16 protein-coding genes are annotated in these 16059 nt (G+C 69.1%); 13 read left to right on the top strand and 3 right to left on the bottom strand.

The genetic code is table 11. From position 1 onward, the window contains the following. The first annotated feature begins 44 nt into the window (after positions 1 to 44). The 7 genes from ATC03_RS10820 to ATC03_RS10790 all read left to right on the top strand — a co-directional run bounded on the left by ATC03_RS10820 (position 45) and on the right by ATC03_RS10790 (position 6924). Positions 45 to 1256, top strand: a complete 1212-nt coding sequence (locus tag ATC03_RS10820; RefSeq protein ID WP_067876746.1) for a cytochrome P450 — start codon at positions 45 to 47, stop codon at positions 1254 to 1256. Continuing rightward, positions 1253 to 2077, top strand: coding sequence for an ABC transporter ATP-binding protein (locus ATC03_RS10815; protein WP_198168699.1), 825 nt, complete (start codon positions 1253 to 1255; stop codon positions 2075 to 2077). Before ATC03_RS10820 ends, ATC03_RS10815 begins: the two co-directional genes overlap by 4 nt. Next, on the top strand, positions 2074 to 2841 hold the full coding sequence (locus tag ATC03_RS10810) for an ABC transporter ATP-binding protein (protein ID WP_067876743.1): 768 nt from the start codon (positions 2074 to 2076) through the stop codon (positions 2839 to 2841). Before ATC03_RS10815 ends, ATC03_RS10810 begins: the two co-directional genes overlap by 4 nt. Then, positions 2838 to 3719 carry a branched-chain amino acid ABC transporter permease gene (locus ATC03_RS10805; RefSeq protein WP_067876740.1) on the top strand — a complete coding sequence of 294 codons (882 nt, stop codon included), beginning with the start codon at positions 2838 to 2840 and terminating at the stop codon, positions 3717 to 3719. The genes ATC03_RS10810 and ATC03_RS10805 overlap by 4 nt, the downstream gene beginning before the upstream one ends. Continuing rightward, a complete protein-coding gene (locus tag ATC03_RS10800) occupies positions 3716 to 4858 on the top strand; it encodes a branched-chain amino acid ABC transporter permease (RefSeq protein ID WP_067876738.1) in 1143 nt (380 codons plus the stop codon). Before ATC03_RS10805 ends, ATC03_RS10800 begins: the two co-directional genes overlap by 4 nt. Further along, positions 4855 to 6075, top strand: a complete 1221-nt coding sequence (locus ATC03_RS10795) for an ABC transporter substrate-binding protein (RefSeq protein ID WP_067876734.1) — start codon at positions 4855 to 4857, stop codon at positions 6073 to 6075. Before ATC03_RS10800 ends, ATC03_RS10795 begins: the two co-directional genes overlap by 4 nt. A 78-nt stretch (positions 6076 to 6153) precedes the next feature. Beyond that, positions 6154 to 6924, top strand: coding sequence for an SDR family NAD(P)-dependent oxidoreductase (locus tag ATC03_RS10790; RefSeq protein ID WP_067881912.1), 771 nt, complete (start codon positions 6154 to 6156; stop codon positions 6922 to 6924). Between the two features lie 61 nt (positions 6925 to 6985). Here ATC03_RS10790 and hxlA read toward each other — a convergent pair whose 3' ends face one another. Continuing rightward, entirely contained in the window at positions 6986 to 7609 is a 624-nt protein-coding gene (gene hxlA / locus ATC03_RS10785) for a 3-hexulose-6-phosphate synthase (protein WP_067876728.1), read from the bottom strand. 46 nt (positions 7610 to 7655) lie between these two features. Next, the gene (hxlB, locus tag ATC03_RS10780; RefSeq protein ID WP_084003434.1) at positions 7656 to 8279 is read right to left on the bottom strand and encodes a 6-phospho-3-hexuloisomerase; all 624 of its coding nucleotides are present in this window, start codon (positions 8277 to 8279) and stop codon (positions 7656 to 7658) included. Positions 8280 to 8371: 92 nt separating this feature from the next. Here hxlB and ATC03_RS10775 point away from each other — a divergent pair, with 92 nt between their 5' ends. Beyond that, the gene (locus tag ATC03_RS10775) at positions 8372 to 9202 is read left to right on the top strand and encodes a helix-turn-helix transcriptional regulator (RefSeq protein WP_067876726.1); all 831 of its coding nucleotides are present in this window, start codon (positions 8372 to 8374) and stop codon (positions 9200 to 9202) included. 41 nt (positions 9203 to 9243) lie between these two features. On the opposite strand, the gene ATC03_RS10770 is transcribed toward ATC03_RS10775, so the two are convergent. Next, positions 9244 to 10161, bottom strand: coding sequence for a LysR family transcriptional regulator (locus ATC03_RS10770; RefSeq protein WP_067881905.1), 918 nt, complete (start codon positions 10159 to 10161; stop codon positions 9244 to 9246). Between the two features lie 220 nt (positions 10162 to 10381). On the opposite strand from ATC03_RS10770, the gene ATC03_RS10765 reads away from it, so the two are divergent. The 5 genes from ATC03_RS10765 to ATC03_RS10745 all read left to right on the top strand — a co-directional run bounded on the left by ATC03_RS10765 (position 10382) and on the right by ATC03_RS10745 (position 16047). Beyond that, positions 10382 to 11644: an MFS transporter gene (locus ATC03_RS10765; RefSeq protein ID WP_067876723.1), complete on the top strand. Its 1263-nt coding sequence runs from the start codon at positions 10382 to 10384 to the stop codon at positions 11642 to 11644. Between the two features lie 115 nt (positions 11645 to 11759). Beyond that, entirely contained in the window at positions 11760 to 12779 is a 1020-nt protein-coding gene (locus ATC03_RS10760) for a VOC family protein (RefSeq protein ID WP_067876722.1), read from the top strand. 133 nt (positions 12780 to 12912) lie between these two features. After that, the gene (locus tag ATC03_RS10755; protein ID WP_067876718.1) at positions 12913 to 13884 is read left to right on the top strand and encodes a fumarylacetoacetate hydrolase family protein; all 972 of its coding nucleotides are present in this window, start codon (positions 12913 to 12915) and stop codon (positions 13882 to 13884) included. Continuing rightward, on the top strand, positions 13881 to 14876 hold the full coding sequence (locus tag ATC03_RS10750; RefSeq protein ID WP_067876715.1) for a cyclase family protein: 996 nt from the start codon (positions 13881 to 13883) through the stop codon (positions 14874 to 14876). Before ATC03_RS10755 ends, ATC03_RS10750 begins: the two co-directional genes overlap by 4 nt. A 37-nt stretch (positions 14877 to 14913) precedes the next feature. Further along, positions 14914 to 16047, top strand: a complete 1134-nt coding sequence (locus tag ATC03_RS10745; RefSeq protein ID WP_067876712.1) for an FAD-dependent monooxygenase — start codon at positions 14914 to 14916, stop codon at positions 16045 to 16047. The last annotated feature ends 12 nt before the right edge of the window (positions 16048 to 16059 follow it).

The raw sequence follows: 16059 nt of genomic DNA, 5'->3' as shown, positions 1-16059 counted from the left end.
TCACCGGATCTGCGTTCCACCCATCTCGACAAAGAGAGCCATCGATGACGATCACCAGCACCGCACCCAGCCTGATCCCGACCACCGATGAGGATCCGTTCAGTGAAGCGGTCCTCGCCGATCCGCTGCCGTTCCAGCACCGATTGCGCGAAGCCGGCGAAGTCGTGCTGCTCGAGCGGTACGGCGTGTACGCCATGGGTCGCTACGACACCGTCCGCTCAGCACTGCTCGACTGGCAGGGCTTCGAATCGTCCGCGGGCGTGGGCATCACCGACTTCCGTGCGGAGACGCCGTGGCGACCACCGAGCCTGCTGCTCGAAGCCGACCCGCCGCACCACAATGCGCCGCGCTCGGTGCTCGCGAAGATCCTCGGGCCGCGCGAGCTCCGGTCGATGGCGCCGCGCTGGCAGGCCGATGCCGAGGCGCTCGTCGATGAGGTGGTCGCGCGCGGCACCGAGTTCGACGCCGTCGAGTCCTTCGCGGAGGCGTTCCCACTGCGAGTGTTCCCCGATGCGGTCGGCATCCCCGATGAGGGGCGCGAGCACCTGCTGCCGTACGGCGACCACCTCTTCAACGCCTTCGGACCCGAGAACTTCCTCGTCGAGCACGGCGCACCGCACATCGGCGAGCACTCCGCGTGGGTCAATGAGCAGTGCGCCCGCGACCACATCAGCTCCGGTGGGTTCGGTGACGCGATCTGGGCGGCGGCCGACCGCGGCGACCTCACCACCGAGCAGGCGCCGCTCGTCGTCCGATCGCTGCTCTCGGCCGGCGTCGACACCACCGTGCACGCGATCGGCGCAGTGCTGCACGCGTTCGCGACGCACCCCGACCAGTGGGCGCGCCTGCGCGAAGATCCGTCGCTCGCGCGCGTCGCCTTCGACGAGGCGATCCGCCTCGAGGCACCCGTGCAGACGTTCTTCCGCACGACGACCCGGGAGATCGAACTCGGTGGCGTGCGTATTCCCGAACGCCGCAAGATCCTGATGTTCCTCGGGTCTGCGAACTCGGACCCCAGACACTGGCACGACCCGGAGCGCTTCGATCTCGCGCGCGACCCCTCGGGCCACGTCGGCTTCGGCATGGGCATCCACCAGTGCGTCGGGCAGCACGTGGCCCGGCTCGAAGCGGTGTCGCTGGTGACCGCCCTCGCCCGACGCGTCGAGACGATCGAACTCACGGCAGCGCCCGTGCGCCACCTCAACAACACGCTTCGCGCCTGGAAGACCATGCCGATGCGGGGGACGCTCGCGTGAGCGCGGCAGAGGCGCGCGCAGGCCAGGCGACGCAAACACCAGCATCGACCTCGATCCTCAGTCTGCGTGGGTTCGGCATCTCGTTCCGCGGCGTCCGCGCTCTCGATGGCATCTCGTTCGACGTTCCTCAGGGCGGCGTCACGGCCGTGATCGGGCCCAACGGCGCGGGCAAGACCACACTGTTCAACTGCATCAGCGGCATCTATCGTCATGAAGGCGAGATCGACCTCGATGGCTCCTCCATCGGTCATCTGCCGGCTCATCAACGCGCCAGCGCCGGCATCGCGAGAACCTTTCAGACTCCGACGCTGCTCGACGACGAGGATGTCTTCGCGAACGTGCTGGTCGGCACCCAGTCCTGGACCACGACGGGCCTGACCGGCGTCCTCTTCGGCACGCCGGGAGCGCGTCGCGAAGAGCGCGAGGCGCGCGATGTCGCGTGGCATCACCTCGCGGCGGTCGGACTCGCCTCCCTCGCGGATCGACCCGCCGGGGCGCTCGCCCACGCGGATCGTCGGCGAGTGGAGATCGCCAGAGCACTCGCCGCAAGGCCGCGTATCCTGATGCTCGACGAGCCGGCCGCTGGGCTGAGTGCCGCGGAATCGGACGAACTCATCGCACTCGTGCGCGAGCAGGGCGACGCGACCGGGATGACGAGCCTGCTCGTCGAGCACGACGTCGCGCTCGTCATGCGCACCGCATCGTGGATCGCGGTGCTCGACGCGGGCAAGCTCCTCGCCGTGGGCGAACCGCAGGAGATCCGCGAGAATCCGGCCGTGATCGCCGCGTATCTCGGCGCCGATGCGGAGGTGGCCGCATGAGCCTGCTCGAGATCGAGAACCTGCGAGCCCGATACGGACGCGTGGAGGTCCTGCACGGCGTAGACCTGCGCGTCGAGGAGGGGAGCATCGTCGCCCTGCTGGGCGCGAACGGCGCCGGAAAATCGACGCTCCTCCGGGCGATCTGCCACGCGGTCGACACCTCCGGATCCTGCCGGTTCGCCGGGGTGGACCTGTCCGGCCGCTCGACGGCCGCGATCGCGCACCTCGGTGTCGGCCACGTGCCCGAAGGCCGCGGAACCTTCGCCGACTTCACCGTCGAGGAGAACCTCCGGCTCGGCGCGGTCAGCCGAACCCGCGCACGTTCGCGACGCGAGATCGAAGTCGATCTGGACTTGGTATACGAGACGTTCCCGATCCTTCGCGACTTCCGCCGCCGGCAGGCCGGAGCGCTCTCGGGCGGTCAGGCCCAGATGCTCGCCGTCGCGCGTGCCCTCCTCGGACGCCCTCGTCTGCTGCTCGTCGACGAACCTTCGCTGGGCCTCGCGCCACTGACCGCGCGCGACCTCTTCGCCCGATTCACGGGACTGCGCGATGAATGGGCCCTCACCATCCTGCTCGCCGAACAGAACGCGAAGCTCTCGCTCACGATCGCCGACCGTGCGGTGCTGCTGTCGCGAGGACGAGTGGTGCACGACGGGCCGTCGGGCGACCTTGCGACCGTCGACGCCGTGCATGCCGATTATCTCGGGGCGAACCAGCCCCAGCCCGCAGCGGTCGACGCCCGAATGAAGGAGACCCGATGACCGAGTTCCTCCAGATCACGCTCGACGGGTTGATGGCCGGTGTCGTCTACGCGGCGCTGGCGCTCGCGCTCGGCGTCGTGTTCCAGGGCACGGGCATGCTGAACCTGTCGCAGGGCGAACTCGCCGTCGTCGCGGCATACATCGCGTGGGCATGCGTGCAGGTCGGCATTCCGATCTGGCCGGCGATCGCGATCGCCATCGCCGCGTCTGCGGTGCTCGGCACCGTCATCTATTACGGCGTCGTGCGCTTCGTTCCGCCGCACCGGGAGGACTCGCTGATGACGCTCGGCGTCACGCTGCTGCTCGGACTGAACGCGGTCGTGAGCATCGTGTGGGGTACCGATCCGCGCGCGTTCCCGAGCCCGTTCGGCACCTGGGTGGCGCACTTCGCCGGGCTGCGGCTCACCAGCCAGCAGATCGGCGGAGTCGCGCTCGTCGCCGCGACGATGCTCGTGATGGCGCTCGTGTTCACGAAGACCACGTTCGGGCTGCGACTGCGCGCCGTCGCGCAGAATCCGCGATCCGCCGCCTACCTCGGTCTTCGGGCGGGCCTCTGGCTGGCGGCCGGCTGGGCCGCGGCGTGCGCCGTCGGTGCCGTCGCCGGAATCGTCGCCGCACCGACCGCAGGGCTCTCGCCGGCGATGATGACGGTTCCGCTGCTGATGGCACTCGCCGCCGCCAACATCGGCGGCATCGGCAGCCGGGTCGGCGTCGTGGTCGGCGGGCTGCTCATCGGTGTGCTGACCGCGATCGGCGGCCGGTACATTCCGGGCCTCGGCGGCGACCTCAACGTGGTCTTCGCGTTCGCGGCCGTCATCGTGGTCATTCTGGTCAAACCGGCCGGACTCTTCGGTCGAGAAAGCGTGGTTCGCGCATGAGCGCCCAGATCGCATCTCCGAAGCGCGTCGAGGACGACCGGGTGCCGACGCCAGCGCACACGACGCCCGCCTCGGCCGGTGCACCCGCCGTGCGGCCGTCCTACCTCCGGATCGCGTTCTGGGTCGCCGTCGTCGCGGTCGTCCTGGCAGCGATCGTGCCCTTCATCGTGAGCGACTACGACCTGTTCAACCTCAGTCGGGTCGCGGCGGTGGCCATCGGCGTGGCCAGCCTCAACCTGCTCACCGGATTCTCGGGGCAGGTGAGTCTCGGCCAGGGCGCCATCTTCGGGATCGGGGGCTACGCGGCGATGATGTCGATGCGGTTCCTCGATCTGTCTCCGTGGCTGGCACTGCTCGTCGCCATCGCGGCCGGTGCCGTGGTCGGTCTCATCATCGGCCTCCCGGCGATGCGCATGGGCGGCTTCAACCTCGGACTGCTCACGATCGTCATCGCCGCGCTGTTCCCGGTGCTGCTGTACCGCTTCTCGGACTTCACCGGCGGACAGGCCGGCGTGACCCTGAGCGCGCCCGCACTCCCGTCGCCGACCGCCTCACTGACCGATGCGCAGTGGCTCTACCTCGTGGTGCTCGCGCTGCTCGTCATCACGATCGTCTTCCTGAACCGACTCGTCGGCCGACGAACGGGTCGAGCGCTCGCGTTGATCAGGGCCGGCCGCATCCTCGCCGTCTCCAGTGGGGTCGACACGACCCGGGTGAAGCTCCAGCTCTTCGTGATCAGTTCGATCATCGCGGCGTTCGGCGGTGCGATCTTCGCCTTCGTGCTCGGCCTCGTCGTCCCCGAGTCGTATCCGCTGATCTTCTCCATCACGATCCTCGTGGCGTCGGTGGTGGGCGGCAGCCGTTCGTGGGTCGGCGCCGTCCTGGGCGCGGCGATCGTCGTCTACCTGCCCTCGATCACGAGTTCCGTCATCCCGGGCGAGGCATCCGCCTATCTCGCCCAGCTCATCTTCGCCGTCGTTCTCGGCGTCTGCGTGATCGTCGCGCCGAACGGCATCGCCGGCGGCATCCGTCGAATCGCGATCTCCGTTCAACGCCGAAGCCGAGCACGACGCTCGCGGCCGACACCACCCCCGACCACCGCAGCAGAGATCACACCCAACCGAGAGGAAACCCGATGAACCAGAAACGAACCCGTGGCAGTGTCGCCACGATCGCGGTCGCCGCAGTCGCGATGCTCGCACTTGCAGGATGCACTCCGCGTGCGGCTGCCGGCGACACCGCGGCGGAAGGCGACGACAGCCCGATCGTGATCGGCGCGAGTTGGCCGCAGAGCGGACCGCTCGGCTCCGTCGCCCCAGGGCTTGCAGGACTGGAGGCTGCAATCGCGGCGGCCAACGAAGACGGGGGAGTCGACGGCCACCAGATCACCCTCGTCACCGCGGATGACGCATACGACCCGGCACGACTCGTCGAGAACGAGCGAAAGTTCGTCGAGCAGGATGGCGCCATCGCGGTCGTGAACTTCGGCGGCATCTCCATCGCCGGTCGCGAGTACCTGGGTCAGAAGAAGGTCATGGGTGTCTCCATGGCCGGCAACTCGCCGCTCAGCGATATCGAGGCGTTCCCGATGCAGCGGGCCTTCTGGCCGGATGTCTCGTGGGAGGCGCAGTTGCAGGGCAAGTGGCTCACCGAGAACAAGCCGGATGCGGTCGTCGGATACATCGGCTTCAACAACGACCTCACCGAGAGCCACCTCGCCGGCCTCGCCGCACAGGGCATCGTGCCCGCGCAGGTCGCCGCGGTGGCCCCGGGCACGGCTGATCTCAGTGCCCAGATCAGTCAATTCCAGGCGGCCGGGGTCGACACCGTCATCTTCAACATCGGCGCACCCACGGGTGGGGCCACGCTGGCCTACATGCAGCAGATCGACTGGAAGCCGACCGTGATGCTGTCGTCGACCGTCTCCGACTTCCACACGGTGATCAACCTCGCAGGGCCGGAGGCCGTCAAGGACGCGTACTCGTTCGAGTTCTTCAAGGACCCGTCCGATCCGCGGTACGCCGACGACGAGGTGATCGCCCAGTACACGGCCGACATGGAGGCCTCGGGCCACGACGCGGATTCCTCGAACGCGCTCGCCCTCGAGGGCTACGGCCTCGGGGCCGCGTTGGTCGACGCGCTGTCGCGAGCGAAGTCGTACGACAGCGAGGGCCTGCTGGCCGCGTGGGACTCGTTCGACTCGACCGAGAACCCGATGCTCCGCGACGCCATCACGCTCGACGCGAGTTCGCACGGTCGCGTGGTGTTCCAGTACCAGCTCAGCCGCTTCGACGGAACGAGCTGGACCGATGAGGGAGACATCCAGGACGTCCGCGATCTCGGCATCGTCGACTGACAAACCCACAACGTGAACGGGCCGCGAGCATTCGCTCGCGGCCCATTCTGCTGCAACATCCAGAAGAGAGAGGTCGTCATGACGATCCACGAGAATCGCCGCTACGTCGTCACCGGCGCAGCCTCCGGAATCGGTGCTGCGACGGTGGCGGTGCTCGTCGACGCGGGCGCTTCGGTGATCGCGGCCGATCTGCGCTGGGAGGATGCGGGGACGACCACGGTCGGCGACATCGAGCGTGTCTCGCTCGATGTCGCCGACGTCTCGGCCTGGCGAGCGTTGGCTACGGAACTCATCGCGTCGGGGCGCTCGCTCGACGGACTCGTGAATGCGGCCGGCATCACGACGCGTGCGCGACTGCACGATGTCGAACCGAAGGACTTCGATGCTGCGTTCGCCGTCAACGCAGCCGGCCCGGCGTTCGGCATCCAGGCGCCCGCAGCAGTGATGCAGCCTGGGAGTTCGATCGTGAACATCGGTTCCGCCGCAGGCTCGACCGCGCACTACGGCATCGCCTCCGGCGCAAGCAAGTGGGCGCTGCGGAGCATCACCAAGACCGCGGCGATGGAGCTCGGGCCACGCGGCATCCGGGTCAATCTCGTGAGTCCCGGCTACATCGAGACGCCGATGACGGCGAGCGCTCCGGCCGAGTTCCGTGAGGCGAGCAACGAATCGACCCCGCTCGGCCGAACCGGGGCGCCGAGCGAGGTGGCCGAAGTTATCGCTCACCTGCTCTCACCGGCGGCCTCGTTCGTCACCGGGGCGGAGATCGCCGTCGACGGCGGGCTCACCGGGCATGGTGGGGGACTGGGAACCGCTCGGGCGATGGGTTCGGCGCTTCCACGCGCCTGAGGTAACTGGAATGCAGAACAGGCCGCGAGCGAACGCTCGCGGCCTGTGGTGTGCGGTGAGATCAGCCGATGGCGGCGCGCAGCGCTGCGGCAGCCTCGCCGACGTTCTCGGCGCTGTAGATCGCGCTGCCGGCGACCGCGATGCGGGCGCCCGAGTCGCGAACCGAGCCGATGCTGGCGGCGTTCACGCCACCCGCGACCGAGAACGGAACACCGGATGCCTCGCCGTCCCGCAGCAACGTCGCGAACGTGAAGCCGTCTTCGGCCTGCTCGTCGAGACCCGCGTGCATCTCGACGAACTCGGCGCCGAGTGCCACGACCTGCTTGGCGCGGGCCGGCTTGTCGGCGACGCCGATGAGGTCGACGACGACGCCCTTGCCGTGCTTCTTGGCGGCCTTCACCGCGCCGGCGATGGTGCTGTCACCCGCCGTGCCGAGCACGGTGACCAGGTCGGCGCCCGCGCCGAAGGCGATGTCGGCCTCGAGCTCGCCGGCATCCATCGTCTTGAGGTCGGCGAAGACGATCTTGTCTGGGTGGGCCGCCTTGATCGCGGTGATCGCGGAGAGGCCCTCGCTCTTGATGAGCGGGGTGCCGAGCTCGAGGATGTCGACGTGCGGTGCTGCGGCTGCGGCGAGCGCGAGGGCGGATTCGGTGGACAGGGTGTCCATGGCGAACTGGAGCTTCATGCGGTGGTTCCTTTCAGTGGGTGCATCGATGTGCGTATGGAATAGGTCATTCGAGATTCGAGTGGCGGGGCCAGAGGTCGTCGGCGCTCTGCCCGCTGCGACGCCAGAGCGCGTCGAAGAGTGCGTCGCCCACGAGCACGACGGTCTGCTCGAACAGGCTCCCGGCGTACTGCGCCGATGCCGACTCGGAGCGATCGAGCTTGCCCGCGGCTGGCACGACGACGACCGCCGAGGCCATGGCGGCCAGCGGGGATGCGGGCGCGGTCGTGATGGCTGCGATGCGTGCGCCGGTGGCGATCGCGGTCTCGGCGGCACGCACGATGCCGCCGGTCGTGCCCGAGCCGCTCGCGGTCAGCAGCAGGTCGCCCGCGCCGATCGCCGGAGCCGTCACCTCGCCGACGACGTGCACCTCGAGTCCGAGATGCATGAGCCGCATCGCGGTCATGCGCAGGGCGAGTCCCGAGCGCCCGGCGCCGAGCACGAACACGCGGCGTGCGTCGAGGATCAGGTCGGCCGTGGCCGAGAGCCCGGCCGCGGCATCCGTTCCGATGCGCGTCAGTGTGGAGTCGAGCTCGGCCGTGATCATCGCGAGAGAGGACGCGACGGCGGTCGGGGGAGCAGGCACGACTTCGGGCGCGACGGCGGTGTCCAGGGCTTCCATGGTGTCCATGCTGCGAGACTTCGCGGCGCGGTGCGCCCGCCCATCGGTCGGGATTCACCTATCCGAAAGGATGGGATGGTCGACGCGGGTAGGGTGGCGATATGACCGACACCGATCTGCCGCCCAAGACGTCGCGTCGACAGCTCTTCGAACATGCGCGCACGGTGGCCGAGCAGTCCGACCAGTACGCCCTCACCCTCGAATCGCTCCTCGCGATTCTCCGGTCCGACCGGCTCGATGATCGCGGCGCTCGCACGATCGCGATCGATGCCGCGGCCGCGGCGCTCGTCGGGCTGCGCATGGCGACCGATGAGCAGCGCAGCGCGATGCTGGAGCCCGTCGTCGGCGCGTTCGCCCGGTTGCAGAGCGATCTTCGGCCCCTCGTGCGGTTCAGCGATCTCGAGGTGCAGTTCGTCGAGCCTCCTGCGACCGGCCGCGCGCTGCCGGGCGAGGTCGCCTACGCGGCACGCGCGATCGTGCGCAGCGCGGTGCTCGCGCTCGTCGATCAGGGAGAGACCCGACGGGTCCGCATCCAGTGGGACTGCGACGGGCTCAACCTGCTCATCGGCATCCGCGACGACGGTGATGGGGTGCTCACGGGGCACGACGACTCGCTGCGTCCGATGGTCGAACGGGTCGCCGCGCTCGATGGCGAGATGCAGGTGACGTCCACGCCCGGGTGGGGCTCGAACCTCGACATCCGGCTGCCGCTCGACCCGCCGACCGCGCCCGAGCCGTTGGTCGACGTGGTGCCGCTGTCGCTGCGTGAGCGAGAGGTGCTGAAGCTCGTCGCGTCGGGCGCTCGAAACCGCGAGATCGCCGGTCAGCTCGGCATCAGTGAGAACACGGTGAAGTTCCACGTGTCGAACCTGCTGCGCAAGGCCGGCGCCCAGTCGCGTGCCGAGCTGATCGTGCTCTCGGCGGCTCGCTGACCTCTCCCAGATCGCAGACTGCAGGCCGCAGGCCTCAGACGTCACGCGTCGAGCGACCGCCCCGCCTCGGCGAACAGCTCGCGCATCCACACGTGCTCGGGGTCGTGGTCGTGCACCGGATGCCACCACAGCGCGTTCGTGAGCGGCGTCGCCTCGAACGGGGGTTCGAACACCTGCAGCCCACCGAGCGATCGCACGGAGTCGGCGAGCCTGGCCTGCACGAGACCGAGCCGATCGGTGCCGATGATGAAGTGGGGGAGCGCGAGGAAGCTCTCGGCGACGATGTCGACGCGCGGGTCGATGCCGAGCTCCTCCAACTGGCGCCCGGCCGAGGTGAAGGCCGTGCGCGACTGGTAGGTGAAGACCCATGGTGCGTCGGCGAGGTCCTGCATGGTGAGCGGATGCTGCGGCCGGTCGCTCGAGCCGACGATCACCCAGTGGTCGTGCCAGAGGTCTTCGTGGTGCAGTCCCGGCGTGAATCCGTGCGGGATGAGGAGCGCGTCGACCGACCGCAACCGCTGCTCGGCCTCGTCGATGATCGCGGTCGTGTGCAGCATGAAGCGAAATCGCACGCCGGGTGCGCGCTCGTGGGCGAGTGCCGCGGCGGCACTGCCCACCGTCGCGAAAGCGTAGTCGGATCCGTAGATCAGGAACTCCCGGGTGGCGGTCTCTGGCGACCACTCGGCCTGACTCTCGAACACGCGGCGAGCCGATTCCAGTGCGGTGCTGGTGTGCTCCGCGAGGCGGAGCGCGAGCGGCGTGAGTTCGTAGGCGTTGCCCCGTCGGGCGAGGATCGGATCGCCGAAATGCGTGCGCAATCGCGCGAGTGAAGCACTGAGTGCCGGCTGGCTGAGTCGGAGCTGCTCGGCCGCCCTCGTCACGCTGCGCTCGGTCAGCAGCGCATCCAGCGCGACGAGCAGGTTCAGGTCGAGTCTCGAGATCGATGGGCCGTCGGACACGTGCACCTCCTTGTGCGTATCGACGATGGTGATGTCAATAGCTGGAGTATCGCACACGGCAATACGTGGCGGCATCCGGTATCAATCGCATCGATACCCCGAATCATCGATCTCCCATATCCGGATCGACGGCCGACTCGTCTACTTGTTCACGCGCACCCCCTGCGCGCGCGGCCCGACCCGTGGCCGCGTCCGACGACACTCGATGGAGAGACACGTCATGGGCGACACTTCGATCGCATCCCCTCCGGTCACCGCCACCCGCCGCGCGGGCGTCTGGCAGGCCATCCTCCTGCTCGCGGGCAGCTGCATGCCCGTGCTGGGCTCGGTGCTCATCACGCCGATCCTGCCGCAACTCTCCGAGCACTTCGGAGCAATCGCCGGCGCCGAGGTGCTCGTGCCGATGATCGTGGCGATCCCGGCGCTGATGATCGCCCTGTTCGCACCGTTCGCCGGGCAGATCGTCGACCGGCTGGGTCGCAAGCCGTTGCTCGTGACCGCGATGATCGCGTACGCGCTCGTCGGCACGGCGCCGGCCTGGCTCGAGGCCCTGCCCGCGATCCTCGTCAGCCGCGTGCTGGTCGGCATCTGCGAGGCGGCGATCATGACCGTCTGCACGACCCTGATCGTCGACTACTTCCACGAGAAGCGACGCCGCGATCGCTACCTCGGCCTGCAGACCGTCGTGACCACGCTCGCGGCGACCGCGTTCATCGTGCTCGGCGGGGCACTCGGCGTCGGCGGGTGGCACACGCCGTTCTGGGTGTACGCGATCAGCCTGGTCGTCGCGGCGTTCATGATCGTCTCGCTCTGGGAGCCGACCCCGGCGGAGGCCGGAGAGGTCGCGCCCGCGGCATCCGGTGCTGTGGCATCCGATTCGGTGAACGTGGCGGCGAAGGTCAAGGTGCCCTGGGCCCGCATCGGCGTGCCGCTGCTCGTGACCCTCTTCGGGGGCCTCACCTTCTACCTGCTCGTGCTCGAGATGAGCTACCTGGTGGTCGGCACCGGCATCGCCGCGACCGACACCGCGGCCATCGGCGGAGTCGCTGCCGCGGCATCCCTCGCGACGGCCATCGGCGGTCTCTCCTTCGCAGCGCTCTCGAGGCGCCTGCGGCATGGCGTGCTCATCCCGGTCGCATTCGGCATGCAGGCGGTGGGAATGGTCGTGATCTGGATGGTGCCCGGCATGCCGGGAATCATTCCCGGAGCGCTCGTCGCCTCACTCGGGTCGGGCCTGTTGCTGCCGTCGCTCGTGACCTGGGTGGTCTCGGCCGCCGAGTTCGCCGATCGCGGCCGCGTGACCGGCTGGTGGACCGCGGCGTTCTACTTCGGGCAGTTCCTCACGCCCATCGTGGTGGCCGCCCTCACCGTCGCGCTCGGCGGCCTTCCGACGGTCGTGGGCATCGCCGGGGTGCTCGCGGCGATCGTCGGCTTCGGTGTCGCGATCGCGCTGCGACCTCGGACCGTCGCCGTCACCGCCTGATCGTCTCGACATCAGCGCCGCTGATATCAGGGATCAGCGAATTCAGCTTCCCTGATGTCAGTCGGTCAATGATCGTTGATCTGGGCGACGTCGCCCGAACTCGAAAGGATCGAAGATGATCAAACTGCTGTCTCACCTCTCCTACGTCGCGGTCACGTCGCCCGATGTCGAGGCTTCCGTGAAGTTCTACGAGGAGCAGGTCGGCCTCACGGTCGTCGACCGCATCGACGGCTCCGTGTACCTGCGTTGCTGGGGTGACTACTACGCCTACTCGGTCGTGATCGTGCCAGGCGACGAGCCCTCGCTCGACACGATGGCCTGGCGCACGTCGAGCGCCGAGGCGCTCGAGGAGGCCGCGAAGCGCATCGAGGCCGCCGGCATCCAGGGCGAATGGGTCGACGCGCACAAGATCGGTCGCGCCTACCGCTTCACCGGACCGTTCGGCCACTCGATGACCCTGCACTGGGACGTCACCCGCCACCACGACACCGAAGGCCCCAACGCCTCGATCTACCCCGACCGTCCGTCGCGCCGGTCGAAGGTCGCCGGCGCCCCGCGTCAGCTCGATCACGTCACCGTCGCCACCAGCGACGTCGACGCGTTCGTGCAGTGGTACGTCGACGTGCTCGGCTTCCGCTTCATGGCCCGCACCGTGCTCGACGAAGCGCCGATCTCGGTGTTCTCGGTGCTCACCACGAACGAGAAGTCGCACGACCTCGGCGTCGTGCTCGACGGGTCGACCCGCGCCGGCCGCGTGAACCACTACGCGTTCTGGGTCGACACCCGCGAAGAACTGCTCATCGCCGCCGACACCCTCATGGAGAACGGCATCCCGATCGAGTACGGCCCATCGATCCACGGCATCGGCGAGCAGAACTTCCTCTACTACCGCGAGCCGTCGACGCTCCGCATCGAGCTGAACACCGGCGGCTACCGCAACTACGTGCCCGACTGGGACGCGCAGACCTGGAAGCCCTCGCAGGGCTCGAACAACTTCTACCGCAACGGCGCCATGCCGATGTCGATGACGGAGTCGTTCCCGCCCGCCGACGGCCCCTCGGCGACCGAGGAGGGCGTGCCCGACGAGATCCGCGAGGCGCTGCTCAACCCGTACGCGCTCGAAGGGCGCGGCTGAGCGATCCTTCGGCCGGGGGCGCGATCCTCCGGCCGAAGGCGCGGCCGCCCCTGCCGCCGCACGTTCACCGCAGCACCACCCGCACGACCATCCGCTTCACCATCTGCACCACCATTCGCACCAGGAGCACCGCATGACGACGTCGTCACTTCCCCCCGAGATCCCCTTCGCGCTCGCGCGATACCGTGACGGCGACACCGTGCGCCTCGCCATCGTGGTCGGCGCCCGGCTCCGCCCGATCAGCGCCGACGAGCTCGGGGCATCCGACCTCAACGCCTTCCTCGCCTCGCCGGACTGGGAGCGCCTCGGCGCCCTCGCGGCCGGCGATGCAGCAGGCACCGAATGGATGCCGCTCGCCGACGTCGTCCTGACCGCCCCCGTCGAGCCGCGCCAGCTGCTGCAGACCGGTGCCAACTACCGCCAGCACGTCATCGAACTCGTTGCGGCCGGCCTCACGAACAACACCGACCGCTCGCCGGAGGAGTCGCGGGACCTCGCCGCGAAGATGATGGACGACCGCGCCGCGAACGGCGAGCCGTACTTCTTCATCGGCCTGCCGGCGTGTGTGGTCGGCGACGACGTGCCGCTCGAACTCCCCGCCTACAGCGAGGTGCACGACTGGGAGCTCGAGCTCGCCGTCGTGATCGGGCGCCCGGCCTTCCGCGTCTCCCGCGAGGACGCCCTCGAGCACGTCGCCGGCTACACGATCGCGAACGACATCACGACCCGCGACCTCGTGTTCCGCAAGGACATGAAGGAGATCGGCACCGACTGGTACCGGGCGAAGAACGCGCCGGGCTTCACCCCCGCGGGTCCGTTCCTGGTGCCGGCGTCGTTCGTCGACGGCTCCGACGCGCAGGTGCGTCTCGAACTGAACGGCCAGGTGATGCAGGATGCCTCGACGAGCGACCTGCTCTTCGACATCCCTGCGCTCGTCTCCGCCGCATCGCAGACCATGCCGCTCCTGCCCGGCGACCTGCTGCTCACCGGCAGCCCGGCCGGCAACGGCCAGCACTGGCGCCGGTTCCTGCAGGACGGGGACGTCATGACCGGGTCGATCACCGGGCTCGGAACGCAGGTCGTGCGTTGTGTGGCCGCAGCATGAGCGCCCCGAGCGAACGGCCCGCCGAACTCGATCGCTCCGACCCCGAGTCGGAGATCGCGGCCCGCGCCGAGGCCTACCGAAACTGGGGCCGCTGGGGTGCCGACGACGCGCTCGGCACCCTCAACTTCATCGATGACGCCAAGCGCGCTGCGGCCGCGGCGACCGCGACCACCGGCCGCGTGATCTCGCTCGCGCAGGCGTTCGACATGGCGGGACCCCAGAAGGGGTGGCGCCGCCGCACGAATCCCGTGCACACCATGCTCGACACGGGCACCGACGCCGAGCGCGGCCAGGGGTTCCCGCACGGGCTCGGCGGCGCCGACGACGTGATCGCCATGCCCCTGCAGTGCTCCACGCAGTGGGACGGCCTCGGCCACATCTTCGACCACGGCTTCGCCTGGAACGGGCGTCGCGCAGGGGACGTCGTCACGAGCGAGGGCGACCTCGTCACGGGCATCGAGCACGCGGCATCCGTCATCGTGTCGCGTGGGGTGCTGCTCGACGTGGGCCGGCACCTGCGGCCCGATACCGGCGAACTCGCTGACGGCTACGCGATCACGGTCGACGACCTGGAGGCGACCATCGCCGCACAAGGATCGACGAGCGCGGTGGGGCGCGGCGACATCGTGCTCGTGCGCACAGGTCAGTACGCACGCACCCGCCGCGAGGGCTGGGGCGAGTACGCCGGCGGCTCGGCCCCCGGTCTGTCGTTGACGACCGCCGGCTGGCTGCACCGTACGGAGATCGCCGCGATCGCAACAGACACTTGGGGCTTCGAGGTGCGCCCGAACGAGTTCGATGCACCCGCCTTCCAGCCGCTGCACCAGGTCGCGATCCCCAATATCGGGCTCACGATCGGTGAGATGTGGAACCTCGACGAACTCTCCGACGCCTGCGCCGAAACGGGTCGATACGAGTTCCTGCTCTCGGCGGCGCCGCTGCCGATCACGGGTGCGGTCGGCTCGCCGATCAACCCCGTCGCCATCCTCTGACCCGCCCCAACCCCCAAAGAACAGTGAGGTTCTTCACATGACCGCAGTCCAGAAGGTCGCCATCGCCGGAGCCGGGGTCACCGGCCTCGCCGCCGCCATCCAGCTCGCGAAGGCCGGCGTGCACGTCGACGTCTTCGAGGTCAAGCCTGAGCCGAGCACCCATGGGTCGGGCATCTCGCTGCAGGGCAACGCCCTGCGCGTGTTCGACGCGCTCGGCGCATGGAACGACATCCGCGCCGCAGGCTTCCCGTTCGAGGGACTGAACCTGCGTGCCCCCGGGCCAGGCGCCCGGATCGTGGCCGAACTGCCCGACGTCAAGACGGGTGGACCCGACTACCCGGCCGCCATGGGCATGCCGCGCGCCGACCTGGCCCGGATCCTGCTCGAACATGCGCGCGCCGCCGGCGCCGACGTGCACTTCGGCACCAAGATCACGGGCCTGCAGCAGGCCGACGACACGGTCGACGTTCTCGTCGACGGCCAGTCGGCGAGGCGCTACGACCTCCTCATCGGCGCTGACGGACTGCACTCCGCCGTGCGTGAACTCGTCGGCATCGATGCAAAGCCCGAGCCCACCGGCATGGGCATCTGGCGCGCGTTCGTCTCACGGCCTGCCGAGGTCGTGCGAAGCGAGCTCTACTACGGCGGACCCGTGTACATCGCCGGCTACACGCCCACCGGCGACGACACGATGTACGCGATCCTCGTCGAGCGCGCCCAAGACCGGTTCGACGTGAGTGCCGACGACGCCCGAAGCATCATGCTCGAGGCATCGCGCGCCTATGACGGCCCGTGGAACTCGATCCGCGCCGACATCGAAGCCGGCGCGACGGCGAACTACACGTGGTTCACGAAACACCTCGTCGAGGGAGAGTGGAACCGCGGGCGGGTCGTGATCATCGGCGACGCCGCGCATTCCTGCCCGCCCACGATCGCGCAGGGTGCGGCTCAAGGCCTCGAGGACGCCCTCGTGCTCACCGAACTGCTGACCTCGCGCGACAGCGTCGATGCGTCACTCTGGACCGAGTTCCACGAGCGACGCGTGCCGCGCGCGAAGGCGGTCGTCGAGGCATCCGTGCAGCTCGGCCAGTGGCAGATCGACGGGAACCGCGACGCCGACGCGGGCGGACTCATCTTCGGCATCTCGCAGCAGATGGCGGTGCCGGCGTGACCGCGGGCATCG

This window comes from Agromyces aureus, assembly GCF_001660485.1.
Classification (GTDB): Bacteria; Actinomycetota; Actinomycetes; order Actinomycetales; family Microbacteriaceae; genus Agromyces; species Agromyces aureus.
The sequence above is the reverse complement of the archived record's forward strand: the minus strand, read 5'-3'. Positions and strand labels throughout refer to the sequence as shown.

Bases quoted from the DNA above. Each gene is read 5' to 3' on its own strand.
- ATC03_RS10820 (WP_067876746.1), top strand. From the start codon at position 45: ATGACGATCACCAGCACCGCACCCAGCCTGATCCCGACCACCGATGAG.
- ATC03_RS10810 (WP_067876743.1), top strand. From the start codon at position 2,074: ATGAGCCTGCTCGAGATCGAGAACCTGCGAGCCCGATACGGACGCGTG.
- ATC03_RS10805 (WP_067876740.1), top strand. From the start codon at position 2,838: ATGACCGAGTTCCTCCAGATCACGCTCGACGGGTTGATGGCCGGTGTC.
- ATC03_RS10800 (WP_067876738.1), top strand. From the start codon at position 3,716: ATGAGCGCCCAGATCGCATCTCCGAAGCGCGTCGAGGACGACCGGGTG.
- ATC03_RS10795 (WP_067876734.1), top strand. From the start codon at position 4,855: ATGAACCAGAAACGAACCCGTGGCAGTGTCGCCACGATCGCGGTCGCC.
- ATC03_RS10790 (WP_067881912.1), top strand. From the start codon at position 6,154: ATGACGATCCACGAGAATCGCCGCTACGTCGTCACCGGCGCAGCCTCC.
- hxlA (WP_067876728.1), bottom strand. From the start codon at position 7,609: ATGAAGCTCCAGTTCGCCATGGACACCCTGTCCACCGAATCCGCCCTC.
- hxlB (WP_084003434.1), bottom strand. From the start codon at position 8,279: ATGGACACCATGGAAGCCCTGGACACCGCCGTCGCGCCCGAAGTCGTG.
- ATC03_RS10775 (WP_067876726.1), top strand. From the start codon at position 8,372: ATGACCGACACCGATCTGCCGCCCAAGACGTCGCGTCGACAGCTCTTC.
- ATC03_RS10765 (WP_067876723.1), top strand. From the start codon at position 10,382: ATGGGCGACACTTCGATCGCATCCCCTCCGGTCACCGCCACCCGCCGC.
- ATC03_RS10760 (WP_067876722.1), top strand. From the start codon at position 11,760: ATGATCAAACTGCTGTCTCACCTCTCCTACGTCGCGGTCACGTCGCCC.
- ATC03_RS10755 (WP_067876718.1), top strand. From the start codon at position 12,913: ATGACGACGTCGTCACTTCCCCCCGAGATCCCCTTCGCGCTCGCGCGA.
- ATC03_RS10750 (WP_067876715.1), top strand. From the start codon at position 13,881: ATGAGCGCCCCGAGCGAACGGCCCGCCGAACTCGATCGCTCCGACCCC.
- ATC03_RS10745 (WP_067876712.1), top strand. From the start codon at position 14,914: ATGACCGCAGTCCAGAAGGTCGCCATCGCCGGAGCCGGGGTCACCGGC.